The 18,255-nt window shown below is 69.8% G+C and carries 15 protein-coding genes; all 15 read left to right on the plus strand.

What is annotated here, in order from left to right:
* Nucleotides 1-9 precede the first annotated feature (9 nt).
* The 15 genes from alaS to J2X26_RS11090 all read left to right on the plus strand — a co-directional run bounded on the left by alaS (nucleotide 10) and on the right by J2X26_RS11090 (nucleotide 18,123).
* Complete coding sequence (alaS, locus tag J2X26_RS11020) at nucleotides 10-2,688, plus strand: alanine--tRNA ligase (RefSeq protein ID WP_307492256.1); 2,679 nt, start codon at nucleotides 10-12, stop codon at nucleotides 2,686-2,688.
* Between the two features lies 1 nt (nucleotide 2,689).
* Nucleotides 2,690-3,259, plus strand: coding sequence for a Holliday junction resolvase RuvX (gene ruvX, locus J2X26_RS11025; RefSeq protein ID WP_307492193.1), 570 nt, complete (start codon nucleotides 2,690-2,692; stop codon nucleotides 3,257-3,259).
* A gap of 58 nt (nucleotides 3,260-3,317) precedes the next feature.
* Nucleotides 3,318-4,466 carry an endolytic transglycosylase MltG gene (mltG, locus tag J2X26_RS11030; RefSeq protein ID WP_307492195.1) on the plus strand — a complete coding sequence of 383 codons (1,149 nt, stop codon included), beginning with the start codon at nucleotides 3,318-3,320 and terminating at the stop codon, nucleotides 4,464-4,466.
* Nucleotides 4,463-5,281: a shikimate dehydrogenase gene (locus J2X26_RS11035; protein ID WP_307492197.1), complete on the plus strand. Its 819-nt coding sequence runs from the start codon at nucleotides 4,463-4,465 to the stop codon at nucleotides 5,279-5,281. Before mltG ends, J2X26_RS11035 begins: the two co-directional genes overlap by 4 nt.
* Before the next feature lie 90 nt (nucleotides 5,282-5,371).
* Nucleotides 5,372-7,048, plus strand: a complete 1,677-nt coding sequence (locus tag J2X26_RS11040; RefSeq protein WP_307492198.1) for a GspE/PulE family protein — start codon at nucleotides 5,372-5,374, stop codon at nucleotides 7,046-7,048.
* 219 nt (nucleotides 7,049-7,267) lie between these two features.
* Nucleotides 7,268-8,737, plus strand: coding sequence for a type IV pilus twitching motility protein PilT (locus tag J2X26_RS11045; protein ID WP_307492199.1), 1,470 nt, complete (start codon nucleotides 7,268-7,270; stop codon nucleotides 8,735-8,737).
* Nucleotides 8,737-9,963, plus strand: a complete 1,227-nt coding sequence (locus J2X26_RS11050) for a type II secretion system F family protein (protein WP_307492200.1) — start codon at nucleotides 8,737-8,739, stop codon at nucleotides 9,961-9,963. The genes J2X26_RS11045 and J2X26_RS11050 overlap by 1 nt, the downstream gene beginning before the upstream one ends.
* A gap of 219 nt (nucleotides 9,964-10,182) precedes the next feature.
* Nucleotides 10,183-10,581 (plus strand): prepilin-type N-terminal cleavage/methylation domain-containing protein, encoded by a 399-nt coding sequence (locus tag J2X26_RS11055; protein WP_368671704.1) that lies wholly within the window; start codon nucleotides 10,183-10,185, stop codon nucleotides 10,579-10,581.
* Nucleotides 10,582-10,675: 94 nt separating this feature from the next.
* Complete coding sequence (locus tag J2X26_RS11060) at nucleotides 10,676-12,049, plus strand: type IV pilus modification PilV family protein (RefSeq protein WP_307492202.1); 1,374 nt, start codon at nucleotides 10,676-10,678, stop codon at nucleotides 12,047-12,049.
* A 2-nt stretch (nucleotides 12,050-12,051) separates the two neighbouring features.
* Nucleotides 12,052-12,783, plus strand: coding sequence for a PulJ/GspJ family protein (locus J2X26_RS11065; protein ID WP_307492204.1), 732 nt, complete (start codon nucleotides 12,052-12,054; stop codon nucleotides 12,781-12,783).
* Nucleotides 12,783-14,663 carry a hypothetical protein gene (locus J2X26_RS11070; RefSeq protein WP_307492206.1) on the plus strand — a complete coding sequence of 627 codons (1,881 nt, stop codon included), beginning with the start codon at nucleotides 12,783-12,785 and terminating at the stop codon, nucleotides 14,661-14,663. The genes J2X26_RS11065 and J2X26_RS11070 overlap by 1 nt, the downstream gene beginning before the upstream one ends.
* A gap of 6 nt (nucleotides 14,664-14,669) precedes the next feature.
* Nucleotides 14,670-15,461: a prepilin peptidase gene (locus tag J2X26_RS11075; protein WP_307492208.1), complete on the plus strand. Its 792-nt coding sequence runs from the start codon at nucleotides 14,670-14,672 to the stop codon at nucleotides 15,459-15,461.
* Between the two features lie 97 nt (nucleotides 15,462-15,558).
* Nucleotides 15,559-16,626: a type IV pilus assembly protein PilM gene (pilM, locus tag J2X26_RS11080; RefSeq protein WP_307492209.1), complete on the plus strand. Its 1,068-nt coding sequence runs from the start codon at nucleotides 15,559-15,561 to the stop codon at nucleotides 16,624-16,626.
* Nucleotides 16,623-17,321 (plus strand): fimbrial assembly protein, encoded by a 699-nt coding sequence (locus tag J2X26_RS11085; protein WP_307492211.1) that lies wholly within the window; start codon nucleotides 16,623-16,625, stop codon nucleotides 17,319-17,321. Before pilM ends, J2X26_RS11085 begins: the two co-directional genes overlap by 4 nt.
* Nucleotide 17,322: 1 nt before the next feature.
* Nucleotides 17,323-18,123, plus strand: a complete 801-nt coding sequence (locus J2X26_RS11090) for a hypothetical protein (RefSeq protein WP_307492213.1) — start codon at nucleotides 17,323-17,325, stop codon at nucleotides 18,121-18,123.
* Nucleotides 18,124-18,255 lie beyond the last annotated feature (132 nt).

Consider the following 18,255-nt stretch of genomic DNA (forward strand, 5'->3'; position numbering starts at 1 on the left):
GAGGACACGATGCGTACCGCCGAGATCCGCCAGCGCTGGCTCGACTACTTCGAGGGCAACGGCCACGCCGTCGTGCCCTCGGCCTCGCTGATCTCGCCGGACCCGACGACCCTGTTCGTCATCGCCGGCATGGTGCCGTTCATCCCGTACATGCTCGGCGAGCAGACCCCGCCGTGGCCGCGCGCGACCAGCGTGCAGAAGTGCGTGCGCACCCTCGACATCGAGGAGGTCGGCAAGACCACGCGGCACGGCACGTTCTTCCAGATGAACGGCAACTTCTCGTTCGGGGACTACTTCAAGGAAGGCGCGATCACCTACGCCTGGGAGCTGGTCACGGGCTCGCGGGAGACCGGCGGGTTCGGCTTCGACCCGGACACCATCTGGGTGACGGTCTTCCACGACGACGACGAGGCGGCGGACCTCTGGAAGCAGATCGCGGGTCTGCCGGACGAGCGCATCCAGCGTCGCGGCTGGAAGGACAACTTCTGGTCCACCGGTGCGCGCGGTCCGTCGGGCCCGTGCTCGGAGATCTACGTCGACCGCGGTCCGGAGTTCGGCGCGGAGGGTGGCCCCGTCGTCGACGAGGACCGTTACCTCGAGATCTGGAACCTCGTCTTCATGCAGTACGAGCGGGGTGACGGGGGCGGCAAGGAGAACTTCCCGATCCTCGGGGACCTCAAGCAGAAGAACATCGACACCGGCATGGGCCTGGAGCGGGTGGCGTACCTGCTGCAGGGCGTCGACAACCTGTACGAGATCGACGAGGTGTTCCCGGTCATCGGGGGCGCGCAGGAGCTGTCCGGCAAGCGGTACGGCGCGGCGCACCAGGACGACGTGCGGATGCGGGTCGTCGCCGACCACGTCCGCAGCTCGCTCATGCTCATGGGTGACGGCGTGACGCCCTCCAACGAGGGCCGCGGCTACGTGCTGCGGCGCCTGCTCCGTCGCTCGATCCGCGCGATGCGCCTGCTCGGGGTCGAGGACGTCGCGCTGCCGACGCTCCTGCCCCTGAGCAAGGACGCGATGAGCCCGTCGTACCCGGAGCTGGCGCAGAACTTCGAGCGCATCAGCCAGGTGGCGTACGCGGAGGAGGAGACGTTCCGGCGCACGCTCGCGGCGGGCACGACGATCCTCGACACGGCCGTGCAGGCGATCAAGCAGCAGGCCCAGTCCGTGCTCTCGGGCTCGCACGCGTTCCAGCTGCACGACACCTTCGGCTTCCCGATCGACCTCACGCTCGAGATGGCGGCCGAGCAGGGTGTGGCCGTCGACGAGACCGCGTTCCGGACGCTCATGAAGGAGCAGCGCGACCGGGCGCGCGCGGACGCGCTGGCGAAGCGTGCGGGCCGGGCGGACACGGCCGCGTACCAGGACCTGCACAGCACGCTGAGCAGCGAGAGCGCCAAGCCGGTCCAGTTCATCGGCTACACGGACGCGACGGCACGCTCGCGCGTGGTGGGTCTGCTCGTCGACGGCGTGCCCGCCCCGGCGGCGACCGCACCGGCGGACGTGGAGGTCGTCCTCGACGTGACCCCGTTCTACGCGGAGGCCGGCGGGCAGCTGGCGGACACCGGCGTCATCGTCCTCGATGGCGGTGCGCGCATCGAGGTCGACGACGTGCAGGCGCCGGTCAAGGGTCTGTCCGTGCACCACGGTCGCCTGGTCGACGGGACGGTCACCTTCGGCGAGTCCGGCACGGCGACGATCGACATCGACCGCCGCCGGGCGATCGCGCGCGCCCACACGGCGACGCACCTGGTGCACAAGGCGCTGCACGAGTCCGTGGGGGAGTCCGCCACGCAGGCGGGCTCACTCAACGCCCCGAGCCGTCTGCGCTTCGACTTCCGCTCGCCGTCGGCGACCTCGTCGCAGGTCGTCGCAGAGATCGAGGCGCGCGTCAACGACCGGCTCCAGGACGATCTCGAGGTCACCGACTCCGTCATGCAGATCGACGAGGCCCGCGGCCGGGGAGCGATGGCCCTGTTCGGCGAGAAGTACGGCAACGAGGTCCGCGTCGTCGACATCGGCGACGGCTGGTCGCTGGAGCTGTGCGCGGGAACGCACGTCAAGCGGTCCGGCGAGCTCGGGCTCGTCACCCTGCTGTCCGAGTCGGCGATCGGCTCGGGCGTGCGGCGTGTCGACGCACTCGTCGGTGCGGGGGCGTACGGGTACCAGGCGAAGGAGCGCGCGCTCGTCGGCCAGCTCTCGGGCCTGCTCGGGGCGCGTCCCGACGAGCTGTCCGAGCGGGTGTCCTCCCTGCTCACCAAGCTCAAGGAGTCCGAGAAGGAGCTTGCGACCCTGCGGCAGGCGACGCTCCTGGCGCAGGCGGGCACGCTCGCGGCCGGTGCGGCCAAGGTGGGGGAGACCCTGGTCGTCACGCACGACGCGGGCGAGGTCGGCGGCGACGAGCTGCGCACGCTCGTGCTCGACGTCCGGTCGCGCCTCGGTGAGGCGTCGCCGGCGGTCGTCGCGATCGGCGGTGTCAGCAAGGGCCGGCCGCTCGTGGTCGTCGCGACGAACGCCGCGGCGCGCGAGCGCGGTGTGCGCGCCGGTGCGCTCGTGCGGACCGCGTCCGGCATCCTCGGCGGGGGCGGCGGCGGCAAGGACGACCTGGCACAGGGTGGCGGCACGGAGCCCGGCCGGCTGGCCGAGGCGCTCGCGGCGGTCGCCACGGCGGTGGGCGGCTGAGGTGAGCGCGACACCCGATCCGACCGACGCGGTCGTCCGAGGTGCACGGATCGCCGTGGACGTCGGGACGGTCCGCGTCGGGCTCGCCAGCAGCGACCCGGACGGCCTGATCGCCACTCCCGTGGCCACCCTCGCGCGCGCGACCAGCAAGAAGGGGCACCTGCCCACAGACATCGCACAGGTGGTGCGCGAGGTGCAGGAACGCCGTGTGGGTGTTGTGTACGTCGGGCTGCCGGTCCACATGTCGGGGGCCGAAGGTTCCGCATCCGACGCCGCGCGCGCGTACGCTGTCCAACTGGCGCAGGCCATCGCACCGGTGACGGTGCGGTTGGTCGACGAGCGGATGAGCACGGTGTCCGCCCATCACGCGCTGCAGGCGTCCGGCCGATCCGGGCGCCGCCACCGGCAGGTCGTCGACCAGGCGGCCGCGGTGGTGATCTTGCAGTCCGCGCTGGACGCGGAGCGTGCGTCGGGGCGACGTCCCGGTGAGCGGGTCGCGTTCGACCCAGCGAAGCACTCTCCAGTGGCGCGCGGGGGGGCTGCGGGCGACGCACGGACGACGGTGGAGTGACGCGCACGTGACCAAGAGCCAGACCGAGTGGTGGGCCCCTGTAGAGCGGAGTGACGAGGTGAGCGACCTGTTCGGTGGTGACACCCGTGTCGCCCCTGTCGAGCACAAGCCCTCCCGCTCCCGCGGCCGAGCCAAGGAGCAGCGCGAGCGCAAGCGCCGTCGGCGCCGCTCGATCTGGGTGCTCATCGTCGCGACCCTCATGGTCGCCGGTGCCGCCTACGTCGTCGTCGAGCTCATGGGCGGCATGTTCCAGGGCGGCGCCGGGTCGGACTCCGGCGTCGAGGACTACTCCGGCGTCGGGCACGGCTCCGTCGAGGTCGTGATCAAGCCGGGCGACACCGGCGCCGACATGGCGGCCACGTTGGTCGACGCCGGCGTCGTCGCGACCGCGAAGGCGTTCAACGAGGCGTTCGCCGCCAACCCGCAGGCCGCCTCGATCCAGCCGGGCACCTACAACATGCTGCTCGAGATGCCCGCCTCCGACGCCGTCATCGCGCTGCTGAACCCGTCGAGCCGCGTGTCCTTCAGTCTCGGCATCCCCGAGGGGCTCACCGTGAGCCAGATCGCCACGAAGATCAGCGAGAAGCTGGCCATCCCGATCGAGGACGTCAACGCGGCGCTCGCCGACCCGGTCGCCATCGGGCTCCCGGCCGAGGCCAACGGCAACGCGGAGGGCTGGCTGTTCCCCGCGACGTACGACATCGAGCCGAACGCCACGCCGGCCAGCGTGCTGGCGCAGATGACCGCGCAGACGGTCGCCGTCCTCACGCAGAAGGGCGTCCCGCAGGACCAGTGGGCGACCGTGCTGAACAAGGCGTCGCTGGTCGAGCGCGAGGCGCGGCTGGCCGAGGACCGGCCCAAGGTGGCCCGCGCGATCGAGAACCGGCTCGCCAAGGAGCTGACGCTCGACATCGACTCGTCGGTGGCCTACGGCCTCGGCAAGCCGGGGACGGGTCTGACCACGGCGGACACGCAGGACCCCAACAACGCCTACAACACGTACAAGCACCTGGGCCTGCCCCCGACACCGATCGCCTCGCCCGGTGCCGCCTCGATCGACGCGGTCCTGGCTCCGGCCGAAGGGGACTGGCTCTTCTGGGTGACCGTCAACCTCGACACGGGCGAGACGCTCTTCGCCTCGACGTACGACGAGCACCTGGCGAACGTCGAGCTGCTGCGAGCCTGGCAGGCGGAGAACAGCAAGTGACGGCTGCCGCCCGACGGGCGGCGGTGCTCGGGCACCCGGTGGCGCACTCGCTGTCGCCGGCGCTGCACCGTGCCGCCTACGCCGCGCTCGGCCTCTCGGGCTGGCGCTACGACGCCGTCGACGTCACGGAGGAAGGGCTCGCGTCGTTCGTCGCAGGCCTGGACGACTCCTGGGCCGGGCTCAGCCTGACCATGCCGCTCAAGCAGACGATCATCCCGTTGCTGGACCACGTCGAGCCGCTGGCCGAGGTCGTCGGAGCGGTCAACACCGTCCTGTTCCAGGGGCGCACGCTCGTCGGCGCGAACACCGACGTGCACGGCATCGTCGCGGCGCTCGGGCTCGACGGTCCGATCGCGAGCGCGGCCGTGCTGGGCGCCGGCGCCACCGCGTCGTCGACCCTCGCGGCGCTCGCGCAGCTGGGCTGCACCTCGCCCGTCGTGTACGTGCGGGCCGTCGCCCGCGCGGGAGGCCTCATGCGCGCTGCGCACCGGATGGGCGTCACCCCGGTCTACCGCACGCTCGACGAGGCGCCGGCGGAGATCGGCCGCGCGGACGTCGTCGTCTCGACGCTCCCACCGCACGCCGCGGACCCGCTCGCGGACCGGCTCATGGCGGTCGAGGGTGTGCTCCTCGACGTCGCGTACGACCCGCGTCCGACCGCGCTGTCGGTCGCCTGGGCCGCCGCCGGGGGAGCGGTCGTCGGCGGTGAGCAGATGCTGCTGCACCAGGCCGCCGAGCAGGTCCGGCTCATGACGGGGCACCCCGCACCGCTCGCCGCGATGTCGGCCGCGCTCGAGGACAAACTGACCGCCTGAGGGACTCACCCCGGTCGCTCTTCCTGCCGATTGATCCGGAGAGATACCGCGCGGCCCGAACTCGGCTGCCGGTCGACCGGAGGGACGCGCGTGAAGCAGCTCGGGGAGATCCTGCTCGATGACGGTCTGGTCACGGAGGCGCAGCTTCTCGCGGCGCTCGACGAGACCATGGCCCGAGGTTCGTCGCTGGGCCGCACGCTGGTCGAGCTCGGGGTACTGACCGAGGGACAGCTGGTCAAGGCGCTCGCCAACCAGGTGGGCATGAACTTCGTCGACCTCGACGAGTTCCCGGTCGACCGTGCGGCTGTCTCCCTGGTCCCGTCGGCGCTCTGCCGGAGGTACACCGTGCTCCCGGTCGCCGTCGAGGGCGGCTCGATCGTGCTCGCGACGTCCGACCCCGGCAACGTGATGGCCGTCGACGACGTGCGCAGCGTGTCGGGCAAGCCGGTGGTCCCCGTGATCGCCACGCACGACAACCTCCTGCGCGCCATCGACCGGTTCTGCCGCGCCGACGACGAGATGGAGGACCTGACGACGGCCTTCGGCGAGCAGAACGCCGAGCCTGAGCAGGACCTGTCCAAGCTCGGCGAGATGTCGGTCGACGACGACGCGCCGATCGTCCGCTACGTGAACCTGCTGGTCACGCAGGCGATCACCGACCGCGCCTCGGACATCCACATCGAGCCGGCCGAGCACGACCTGCGCGTGCGGTACCGCATCGACGGCGTGCTGCACGAGACGCAGCGCTCGCCCAAGCAGATCCAGCAGGGTGTCATCAGCCGCGTCAAGATCATGAGCGACATCGACATCGCCGAGCGGCGCAAGCCTCAGGACGGCCGCATGTCCGTGGTGCACAACGGTCGCAAGATCGACCTCCGCGTGGCCACGCTGCCGACCGTGTGGGGCGAGAAGATCGTCATGCGCATCCTCGACAACTCGACCGCGAGCCTCGACCTGCGGGACCTGTCGTTCCTCGACGACAACTACGAGACGTACAAGGAGTCGTACACCAAGCCGTACGGGATGATCCTGGTGACAGGCCCGACCGGTTCGGGGAAGTCGACCACCCTGTACGCGACCCTCAACGCGGTGTCGAAGCCGGAGATCAACGTGATCACCGTCGAGGACCCGGTGGAGTACCGGCTGCCCGGCATCAACCAGGTCCAGGTGAACCCCAAGGCCGGTCTCACGTTTGCAGGCGCGCTGCGCTCGATCCTGCGGTCCGACCCGGACGTGGTGCTCCTCGGTGAGATCCGCGACCACGAGACCGCGCAGATCGCGATCGAGGCGGCTCTCACCGGCCACCTCGTCCTGTCTACCCTGCACACCAACGACGCGCCGTCCGCGATCACGCGTCTGACCGAGATGGGCATCGAGCCGTTCCTCGTCGGCTCCGCCCTCGACGCGGTGGTGGCCCAGCGCCTCGCGCGGCGACTCTGCGGCAAGTGCAAGGTGCCGTACCGCCCGTCGCCCGAGGAGATGGCCGCGGCACGGTTCCCGTGGATGCCCGGCGAGCCTCTCCCGGAGCTCTTCAAGCCCGGTGGCTGCGTCGCGTGCTCCAGGACCGGCTACCGCGGGCGTCTCGCGCTGCACGAGGTCATGCGCGTGACGGAAGACATCGAGCGCCACGCCGTCGCGCACTCGTCGAGCGCGGACATCGCCGCGACGGCCATCTCCCAGGGCATGATCCCGCTGCGGAGCGACGGCTGGCACAAGGTCGCGTTGGGTCAGACGTCGATCGAGGAGATCATGCGCGTCGTCGCGTGACGTGCACTCAAGTCGGACGGTCCATCCGCCGATGACACCCGAGATACCGAGCTGCTGCTCCCCGGGCGCTGTCCGGGACTGCGAACGAACGCGGTACGACTACGTGGAGGCTGTGACGTGACCGAGTCCTACTCAACCGGCCGGGGTGAGCCCACCCGTCCGTTGCCGCCCTACCGTACGGTCGGCCCCCAGGCCGGCGCTCCTCCGGTCTACTCGCCGGTGCCATCGCTGAGCTCGAATGCGCCGGACGGCGCCCGTGGCGTCACCGCGCAGTCGTTCACCCCCGTGCCGCCCCCGGCGGGCGGGGCACCGACGTTCCACCCGGCCGGTCCGGGTCCCGCTCCGGTGCCCCAGTTCGCGCCCCCGGCGGCGCCGGCAGGTCCCGGTCAGCCCGCGTACTACGTCCCCGCCCAGTCCGGCCCTCCTGTGCCTCCGCCGGCCGCGGCGCCCGCTCCCGAGGCGCCGCGTGCAGCAGCCCCCGCGCGAGCCGCCGCACCCGCTCGCGACCGCGCTGCGCGGTCCGGTCTGGGCCAGGAGTCGCAGGACGGTGACATCCAGCTCGACAGCGCGCTGATCGCGATGATCGACGCCGGCGCGTCCGACCTGCACCTCACGGTCGGTTCTCCGCCCATGATCCGCTCGCACGGTGCGCTCAAGGCGCTGGACGGGTTCGAGAGCATCCGGCCCGACGGCCTGCGCCGCAGCATCTACTCCATCCTCACGCAGCGTCAGCGGGAGACGTTCGAGGCCAACCTCGAGCTGGACTTCGCCTACGCCGTGCGTGGCAAGGCCCGGTTCCGGGTGAACCTCTACCAGCAGCGCGAGTCGATCGGCGCTGCTTTCCGAGTGATCCCGTACGAGATCAAGCCGCTCGAGGACCTCGGCGTCCCGCCGGTCGTGTCCAGCTTCGCCGGGCTGCCTCGCGGGCTGGTCCTGGTCACCGGCCCCACGGGTTCGGGCAAGTCGACCACGCTCGCGGCGATCATCGACCTGGCGAACCGCAGCCGTGCGGACCACATCATGACGGTCGAGGACCCCATCGAGTTCCTGCACCGGCACAAGAAGTCGCTCATCAACCAGCGTGAGGTCGGCGCGGACACGCACTCGTTCGCGAACGCCCTCAAGCACGTGCTCCGGCAGGACCCCGACATCATCCTCGTCGGCGAGATGCGTGACCTGGAGACCATCTCCGTCGCGCTGACCGCTGCCGAGACCGGTCACCTGGTCTTCGCGACCCTGCACACCCAGGACGCCGCCCAGACGATCGACCGCGTCATCGACGTGTTCCCCGCCGAGCAGCAGAGCCAGGTGCGCACCCAGCTCGCCTCTGCCATCCAGGGCGTCGTCTGCCAGACGCTCTGCAAGAAGGCGAACGGCACCGGACGCGCCGTCGCGACCGAGGTGATGGTGGCGACGCCCGCCATCCGCAACCTCATCCGCGAGGGCAAGACGCACCAGATCTACTCCGCCATGCAGGCGGGCGCGGACCACGGGATGTACACCATGGACCAGCACCTGGCCGACCTGGTCAAGAAGGGCACGATCACGTACGAGGTCGGCGTGGAGAAGTGCCACCACGTCGAGGACTTCAACAAGCTCGTCGGTCGGACCGCCCGCACCAACCAGGGCGCGTCCACGTTGAACACGGGTGCGATGGGCTACTCGCCTGCCGGGAACGGGATGCGCTGATGGCAATCACCAGGACCTACGAGTACTCGCTCAGCGACAAGAACGGCAAGATCGTCAAGGGGCGCATCGACGCCCAGAACGAGGCGGCTGTCGCCAACCGGCTCCGTGCCATGGGTGTGGCGCCGCTGACGATCAAGGAGGTCGTCGGCGGGGGACTGCAGACCGAGATCAACATCCCGGGCTTCTCCGACCGGGTGACCCTCAAGGACCTCGCGATCATGGCGCGCCAGATGGCGACCATGATCTCCGCCGGCCTGTCGCTGCTGCGGACGTTGTCGATCCTCGCGGAGCAGACGGAGAGCAAGCCGCTGGCGAAGGTCCTGGCGCAGACGCGCAACGACGTCGAGACGGGTGGGTCCCTCTCGGAGTCGCTCGGCCGGCACTCGCAGGTCTTCCCGCCGCTCATGATCAACATGATCAGGGCCGGCGAGGTCGGCGGCTTCCTCGAGAAGGCGCTCGTCTCGGTCGCCGAGAACTACGAGAACGAGGTCAAGCTGCGGGCGCAGATCAAGTCCGCGATGACGTACCCGGTCATGGTGTTCGGCATGGCGATCCTGGCCGTCGTCGGCATGCTGCTCTTCATCGTTCCCGTGTTCGAGAAGATGTTCACCGACCTGGGCGGGAAGCTCCCGTGGCCGACGCAGATCCTGGTGATGCTCTCCGGGGTGATGAAGTGGCTCGCGCCGCTCATGCTCGTCGTCTCCATCATCTTCGCCATCTGGTGGAAGCGGCACAAGAACGATCACGCGGTGCGCGCGTTCGTCCAGCCGCTGACCTTGCGCATCCCCATCTTCGGGCCGCTGTTCAAGAAGGTGGCCATCGCCCGGTTCACCCGGAACTTCGGCACGATGCTCGGCGCCGGTGTCCCGATCCTCCAAGCCCTGGACATCGTGGGGGAGACCAGCGGCAACTACGTCATCGAGCTGGCCGTGAAGGACGTCCAAGAGAGCGTGCGGACCGGGCAGTCGCTGTCCGCTCCGCTGGCGAACCACGCGGTGTTCCCACCGATGGTGGTGCAGATGATCTCCACCGGTGAGGATGCCGGCGCCTTGGAGACCATGCTCGAGAAGATCTCCGAGTTCTACGACGAAGAGGTCGAGGCCACCACCGAGCAGCTCACGTCGTTGATCGAGCCCCTCATGATCGCCATTCTCGGCACGATCATCGGCGGAATGATCATCGCGCTGTACATGCCGATCTTCTCGATCTTCGAGCTCGTCGGCTGACCGTCTTCCTGCACGTCGGCCCGGTGACCGGACATCTCGGTCACCGGGCTGACGCATGCCCGTGACCTGCGCAGGAGCCGACTGGTGCGAACGGGTGACATGGCCGAAGAGTTCCCGAAATTGCCTCAAGGGCACCCCGGACACTCCCGATGAACGTGACGCAGCACCGATTGCCGGGCGACCGGCACTGAACCCACGACATCGAAAAGGGGCATCACCGTGATCGCTCGTATTCAGAAGACCATGGCCAAGCGCGCCGAGGGTGAGAAGGGCTTCACCCTCATCGAGCTCCTGGTCGTCATCATCATCATCGGCATCCTCGCCGCGATCGCCATCCCGGCGTTCCTCAACCAGCGTGAGAAGGCCTGGGTCTCGCAGGCCGAGTCCGACCTGAAGAACGCCGCGATCGCCGCCGAGTCCTACGCGGTGGACCACAACGGCTCCTACACGGGCCTGACGCTCGCCCTCCTCGAGGCTGACGGCTTCAACTCGACGGCCGGCGTCGCCATGACGGTCACCCCCGCGGCCACGGGCCTCACGTACACGCTCACGGCGGACCACGCCAGCCTGACGCAGAACTACACGTACGACAGCTCCACTGGTGTCATCACCCCGTGATGACGACCCCGTAGTACCCCGGTGTGGGGCGTCGCTTCGGCGGCGCCCCACACCGGCGCAGTACCCCGTAGGCACAGATGAGAGGAGCACCGCCGTGCGCACACTCCGTGACCGGCTCGCGCGAGCACGCGACGAGGACGGTGTCACCCTCATCGAGGTGCTCATGGCGATGCTCATCTTCGCGATCGTCAGCACCGGTCTGATCTTCACCATGCTGTCCGTCCTGTCGCTGGGCCGGGACTCCCGTGCTCGCCAGGTGGCAGCCAACCTCGCCGCGGAGGACATCGACCGCACGCGCGAGGAGAAGGACATCTTCGACCTGCAGGACAAGAGCTACACGCGGGCTCTCAACGGTGACACCTTCCACGTCCACCGTGAGACGTCGTGGGTCTCGGACCCCGACCTCGAGTTCCAGTGCGGCTCCGGCGGCGGCGCGCTGCGCTACAAGCGCGTGAACATCACCATCACCTGGGACGGCATGCGCGGGGGCACCGAGCCCGTGCGCGCCGACACCGTGCTGGACGCCAAGGACCGCATCAACGACCCGACCCGGTCCACGCTGCTGGTCTCGGTCCTCAACGGCGAGGGCCTCGGATCGCAGGGCGTCGCCGTCTCGGCGCAGCCGACCACCGCGGCGGGAGTCCCCGTGGGCGCGGCACTGCCGACGGTCACCACGGATGCCGAAGGGTGCGCCTACGTGCTCAAGGCCCCGCCCGGCGACTACAAGATCACCGTCACCAAGAGCGGGTACGTCGACATCAACCAAGCGACGGCGCCGTCGGTGCAGCTGAGCGTCTCCGCCAACTCGACGGCGTCCGCCTCGTTCTCCTACGACAACGCCGCGGTGTACACCCTGCGGTACGGCACCAACGTCACGGGCGTGACGCCCCGCGTGCCTGCCGGGTCGATGCTCACCACGTTCGACAGCACGTACGGACCGAAGAACCCGGTGGTCGCCACCGGTACGGAGACGCCACGGACGTACAAGATGTTCCCGATCAGCTCGGGCTACTCCATCTTCGCCGGGACCTGCGACCTGACGACGCTCACGACCGGACCGGCCGACCCCACCAACTGGGCGGGCGGGGTCCGGCAGCCGGAGGCCGCGGCCGCTCCCGGCGGCGCGGTCACGGTGGACGTGGCGATGGGCATCGTGAACCTGTCCGTGGGCGCCCCGGGAACGAGCACCTTCGTCAAGGCGGTCGCCGTCGCGGCGCCGACCGGTGCGGAGGCGCTCGCCTGCACGACGCCCGCGCAGACGTTGACCTTCAGCTCGGCAGTGTTGAACGCGTCCGGTACGGCGACGATCGCCCTCCCGTACGGGTTCTGGAAGCTCTACCGCGGGACCAGCAGCTCACAGACGACCCAGATCACGACCGCGCAGATCACGCCGGTCACGGGTGGGTCGGTCCAGGCCGACGGCACCGTCGAGCTCGACCCACGCTCGCCGCTCTGGGAAGGACCGTGACCATGCGCCGGATCCGCGAACGCCTGAGCACCGCGACGCAACGCGCCGAGGCCGGTTTCAGCCTCCCGGAGCTGATCGTGACGATGGCGCTCATGAGCGTCATCAGCATCCTCGTCGTCTCGCTCTTCTCGACGTTCGCGCGGTCGATGACGCGGGACCGGAGCGCGTCGGAGAGCACGTCCGTCGCCGCGATCGGGATGTCCGAGATCACGCGTGTCCTGCGGTCCGGCACGGAGATCCGTCAGCCCGGCAACGCCGACAACATCCCGGTCTTCCTGTTCGCCGGTCGGGAGAGCCTGATCATGCACGGCTTCCTCGACACGACGGCCGCGGTGCCGACACCGTTGAAGATCCAGTTCACCGTCAACTCCCAGCGCCAGCTCATGGAGACGCGCTGGAACTCCGACGTGTCGTCGGGGCCGTACTGGACCTTCGCCCCGGCTCCCACCTCGACGCGCCGGATCGCCAGCAAGATCACCGTCCGGGCCGCGGGCGAGCCGTACCTGTTCACCTACCGGACGGAGGTCGTCTGTGCGGCGGCCACGCCGGACTGCAACGTGATCACCGTCCCGACGACGGGCATCACCGATGCTGCGGTGCTCAAGACGATCGCCCTCGTCGAGGTGCGCCTGAAGGTCCAGGCCGACATCACCGGCCGGGCCGATCCTGTGCTGCTGACCAACCAGGTCGGCCTGCCGAACCGCGGTATCGACCGAGTAGGAGCGTCCCAGTGATGCGTCGCATTCTCGCTGCCCGTCTCGGCCCACGCCGCGAGGAGGGGATCGCCCTCCTGATGGTCATCGGTGTGTCGTTGGTCCTCGCCCTGCTGGCGATCTCTGCCGTGTCCTACGCCATCGGGTCGCAGCGCAAGGCCAGGTCGGACCAGGACTGGAACGCCGCCATGGCGGCCGCCTACGCGGCGGTCGAGGAGTACCAGAGCAGGCTCGCCAACGACCCCGGCTACTTCGTGTACGGCAACCCGAGCGCGACGTTCGCGCCGACGAGCGTCGTCACGCTGCCGACAGGCGCCTCCGCGAACCCGGCCTTCGGCCTGGGCGCGAGCGGGGCGTGGGCCAACATCGCCGGCTCGGGTGGTGCAGCACAGTTCCGCTACGAGGTCGACAACTCGAAGTACTACTCGTCGGGGACGCTGCGACTGCGCGCCACCGGCCGGGCCGGCGGAGAGACGCGGTCGCTGGTCGCCGACCTCCGGCAGCGTGGCTTCATCGACTTCCTCTACTTCACCAACTACGAGATCATCGACCCGGTGATCTCAGGCGCGACCGGCACCTGCGAGATCTACCGCTACGCCGGGCGCAGCACCGCCAACCCGCCGTCGGGCTGTGGCGCGATCAACTTCCGCACCGGCGACGTCATCGACGGGCCGCTGCACACCAACGACGCGTTCCAGATCGACGGCAACCCGGTCTTCAAGGGATGGACGACCACGTCGTACAACCCGACGACCGGCCTGAACTACTTCGGTACCGGGACGCCGTCGTTCCCGGCCATGCCGGGCGGCAAGCCCGTGTACGAGCCGATCCTCGCGATGCCGGCGACCAACACCGAGCTGAAGAAGGAGACGCGCCCGGACCTCCCGCTCGACGTCCCGCGGCCCGGCTGCCTCTACACCGGCCCGACGAAGATCGTGTTCAAGGCGAACGGGAAGATGCAGGTCACGTCCCCGTGGACCAAGGTCACCAGCCCGGTGGCTGGGACCAACAACGCCGGGTGCGGCACTCCGGGCTCGGCCGGCCTCGGCTCGGCCACCGGCCAGGAGATCGACGCACCGGACAACAACGTCGTGTTCGTGCAGAACGTGCCGTCGTTGTCCACCGATCCCAACTACTGGGCCACGGGAGCGACCGGCACCCCGGTGTGCCTGGCCGAGAGCCACGCGTCGACCGGGACGAACATCCGGAACGCTGCGGGCAACCCGGTGGGCTACCCAGCGACGGGCGAGTACGTCGCCAACGCGAGCGTCTACGGGTGCCGCAACGGGGACGTCTTCGTCCAGGGGACCGTCAACGCCAAGGCAACCCTTGCGGCGGAGAACTACATCTACATCACCGACGACATCACGTACGCCAGCGCTGACGACGACATCCTCGGCCTCGTGGGACAGAACGCGGTCTGGGTGTGGAAGCCGGAGAAGCAGAACACCACCGCGGTGTCGCAGACCGACCGGACCCTGTCGCAGCGGAATGCTCTCGCCGCCATCGGCTACGACTGCGTGGCTACCTCGAGCACGCGGTACCGGTGCGACGGCCGCACGTTCTCCGCGTCGGACAACGAGCTGATCGCCGACACCGACCGCCGGATCGACGCCGCCATCCTGTCCGTCGCGCACACGTTCATGGTGCAGAACTACAACCGCGGCGACCCGCGTGGCACCCTGACCGTCAACGGTGCCATCGCCCAGAAGTTCCGTGGCACGGTCGGCACCGGAAGCGGCGCCACGGTCTCCACCGGGTATCTGAAGGACTACAAGTACGACAAGCGGTTCAGCTACGTCGCGCCGCCCAAGTTCCTCTCGCCGACCTCGACCACCTACGGTGTGAACGTCTGGGTCGAGATTGCGCCGGTGTTCGGCGCGGACGGGGCGTACCGGTAGCTGCTCGTGACTGTCGTTCTGTACGCCCTCGTCGGCCTCCTCGGGCTCGCGATCGGCTCGTTCCTCAACGTGGTCATCTGGCGCGTCCCGAGGGGCGAGTCGATCACGCACCCACCGAGTGCGTGTCCCACCTGCGGTCACGCGATCCGCGCGCGCGACAACGTGCCGCTGGTGTCGTGGCTGCTGCTCCGAGGCCGGTGCCGGGACTGCTCGTCGCCGATCTCCGCCCGGTACCCGCTGGTCGAGCTGGCCACGGGCGTCCTCTTCGTCGTCGTGACGGTCTGGGTGGGGTTCGACGCGCCCGCGGTCTGGGCGCTGCCTGCGTTCCTCTACCTCGCGGCCGTGTCGGTGGCGTTGGCGATGATCGACATCGACACCAAGACACTGCCCGACAAGATCGTCCTCCCGTCGTACGTGGTCGCGATCGTTCTGCTCGCCGTTGCGTCGTGGGGCGCCGGCGACTGGGGCGCGCTGCTGCGCGCCGGGCTGGGCTGTGTCGTCCTGTGGACGTTCTACTTCGTGGTGGTCTTCGCGTACCCGAAGGGGATGGGCTTCGGCGACGTCAAGCTCGCAGGGCTCCTCGGGCTCTATCTCGGCTGGGTCGGGTGGGGGGCCCTGGCCGTCGGGTCGTTCGCCGCATTCCTGCTGGGCGGCGTCTTCTCGATCGGCCTGCTGCTCCTGAGGCGCGCGGGGCGCAAGACCGGGATCCCGTTCGGCCCGTGGATGCTGCTCGGTGCCGCCGTCGGCCTCGCGTGGGGCGAGCAGATCTTCCAGGCGTATCTCGACCTGATGCTCTGATCTGAGCCGATTCGTCGGTGCCCTTGGGCTCAAGACCTGGACCGACACGGCCGATAGTCCATTCGGAGTGATCGCTCACGGTCGAAGGGATAGTCACGTGGCCAAGTCGAGAGTCATCGGACTCGACATCGGCACCACGCATGTGCGTGCTGCTGAGGTCGAGTTCGGCAGCGGCGGCCCGGCGCGCACTGCGCAGCCGACCGTCGTCCGGTACGGCGAGGTCGCACTGCCGCCCGGCGCGATCCGCGACGGCGAGGTCGCCGAGTCGTCGACCGTGGCCACCGCGATCCGCCGGCTGTGGTCCCAGCACAAGTTCAGCCACAAGAACGTCGTGGTCGGGGTGGGCAACCAGCGCGTGATCGTGCGCGACCTGGACCTGCCCTGGATGCCCATCGCGCAGATCCGGTCCTCGCTACCCTTCCAGGTGCAGGACATGCTCCCCGTCGCGATCGAGGACGCGGTGCTCGACTACGTGCCCACGGGGTCGTTCGACGGCGAGCACGGCCGGATGCTGCGGGGGCTGCTCGTCGCGGCCACCAAGGACACCGTGCACGCCAACACCGAGGCAGTCGAGGCCGCAGGACTGCGGCCGATGATGGTCGACCTCGGCGCGCTCGCCCTCACTCGCGTGATGGCCCGCGGAGACCTGGCGGGACGCGAGTTCGCACTCGTGGACATCGGCGCGCGGGTGACCACCGTCGTGATCGTCTCCGGTGGCGCGCCGCGCCTCATCCGGATGCTTCCCTCGGGTGGTCAGGACGTCACCGAGGCTGTCGCCGGGGCCCTGGGGATCCCGATGGCCGACGCCGAGGTGGCCAAGCGGCAGATCGGTATCGGCTACGCCACGGCACCTGAGGTCGAGCGTGGTGTCGAGGCGATCCGAACGGTGACCACCTCCCTCATCGAGGCCATCCGGAACACGTTCGTCTACTACGCGAGCAGCAACCCGGGCTCGGCCGCGGAGGTCGTGGTCCTGACCGGTGGGGGCTCACAGCTGCCGGGCCTGGGCCAGTACCTGTCGAGTGCCTGCCGGGTCCCGGTGACCGTCGGCCAGCCGCTCGGCACCCTGCGAGTGTCTCCAGGGGCAGGTCTCCAGGACGGGCACCGCGACAACCAGCACCTCCTGGCGGTTCCGCTGGGCCTCGCGTTCGGAGTGGCAGCATGACATCCCTGCTCGAACGTCCCGCCAAGTCCGCGGCCAAGGGAGCGGTGACCAACCCGAACGCCCTCCCGCAGGTCAACCTCCTGCCGCCCGGGATCCGTGCGCGGCGCGCGCTGGGCCGGACGAAGACCCGCCTCGGCATCGCGCTCGTGCTCGTGCTCGTGCTCGTCGTGGCAGTTGCTGCCGGCGCGCTCGCGCAGCTGACGCTGGCCAAGTCCCGGCTCTCCGACGCCCAGTCCGAGTCCGCCCAGCTCACGCAGCAGCAGGCCAAGTACGCCGAGGTCCCGCAGGTCATCGGCCAGCTCGACCAGGCCAACGCTGCACGCGAGCTCGGCTTCTCGACCGACACCCTCTGGACGCCGTACCTCATGGCGACGTTCGCGGTCCTGCCGGCCGGCGCGAAGATCACGTCGATCGAGATGGTGAGCGCGACGCCGATGCAGGCGGCCGAGATCCCGGTCGACCCCCTGCAGGCGCCGAGCGTCGGCCGTCTGGCCTTCGTCGTGAACAGCCCGACACTCCCCGACACGGCCGCCTGGCTCGACGGTCTCAACTCGATCCCCGGGTTCTCGGACGCGTGGATGTCCACGACCGCGCTCGCCGAGGACGAGAACAAGAACGTCTTCTACCAGACCAGCGTGACCGTCCAGGTCACCGAGGCCGCCTACAGCGGTCGCTTCAGCCCGGAAGGTGAGTGACATGGGTGGCAAGTCCTCTACCTGGATTGGCGGCGCGGTCGTCGTTGCGCTCCTGATCGTCGTCGGTGGATGGTTCGTCGCCATCTCGCCCACGCTCGACGCCACCGCGACCGCCTCGGCGGACGCAGACGCCGCGACGGCGCGCAACGAGCAGCTGCGGCTGCAGCTGGCGACACTGAAGAAGCAGTTCGAGAACCTCGACAGCTACAAGGCGGAGCTGAACGTCGCGCGGGTCGAGATCCCGACCACCGGCGACCTGTCCGGGTTCGCCCGGCAGATCGACGCTCTCGGGGTCGCCTCGGGCCTGACCGTCGTCTCCGTCGCCCCCGGCACCCCCATCGATGTCGCACCTGTCGTCCCGCTCGCGCCGGTCGAGGTTGCGCCGGCCGAGGGCGAGAGCACCGAGGGCGAGACCGCCGAGGGTGAGGCGACACCTGACGCTGCCGAGGGCGACGCCGCCGTGCCACCGGTCGCGGTCGGACCGGCGCCGATCGAAGGCTTCGTCGCGGTGCCCGTGGACGTCACCGTCCTCGGGGGCGTCGCGAACGCGACGACCTTCATCGCGGGGCTGCAGGCCGAGGGGCAGCGGCTCTTCCTGGTGACCGGGTTCCGCGCCACCGGGCAGCGCGAGGCCGATGCCAGCGGTGGCCGTCCGGCAACGAAGCTCGGCGACGTCGAGATCACGATCACCGGCTACATCTACGTGCTGAAGCAGCCGGCTCCGCCCGTCGACCCCGCCGAGCCGACGACGCCTCCGGCGCTCCCGGTCCCGGCGGAGGCCGTCGATCCCCTCGGGGCCTGAGAGACAGTGCAGGGCCGGGGGCCCCCCCCCGCCGGCCCCCCCCCCCCCCCCGGGTGGACCCAAGGACCATTGCCCCCCACGGTGCTGGGTTTTCCAACCGGGAGTCACCCAGCCCCCCCCCCCAAGGGCCCC

Source organism: Cellulomonas humilata, from assembly GCF_030814415.1.
Taxonomy (GTDB): domain Bacteria; phylum Actinomycetota; class Actinomycetes; order Actinomycetales; family Cellulomonadaceae; genus Cellulomonas; species Cellulomonas humilata_A.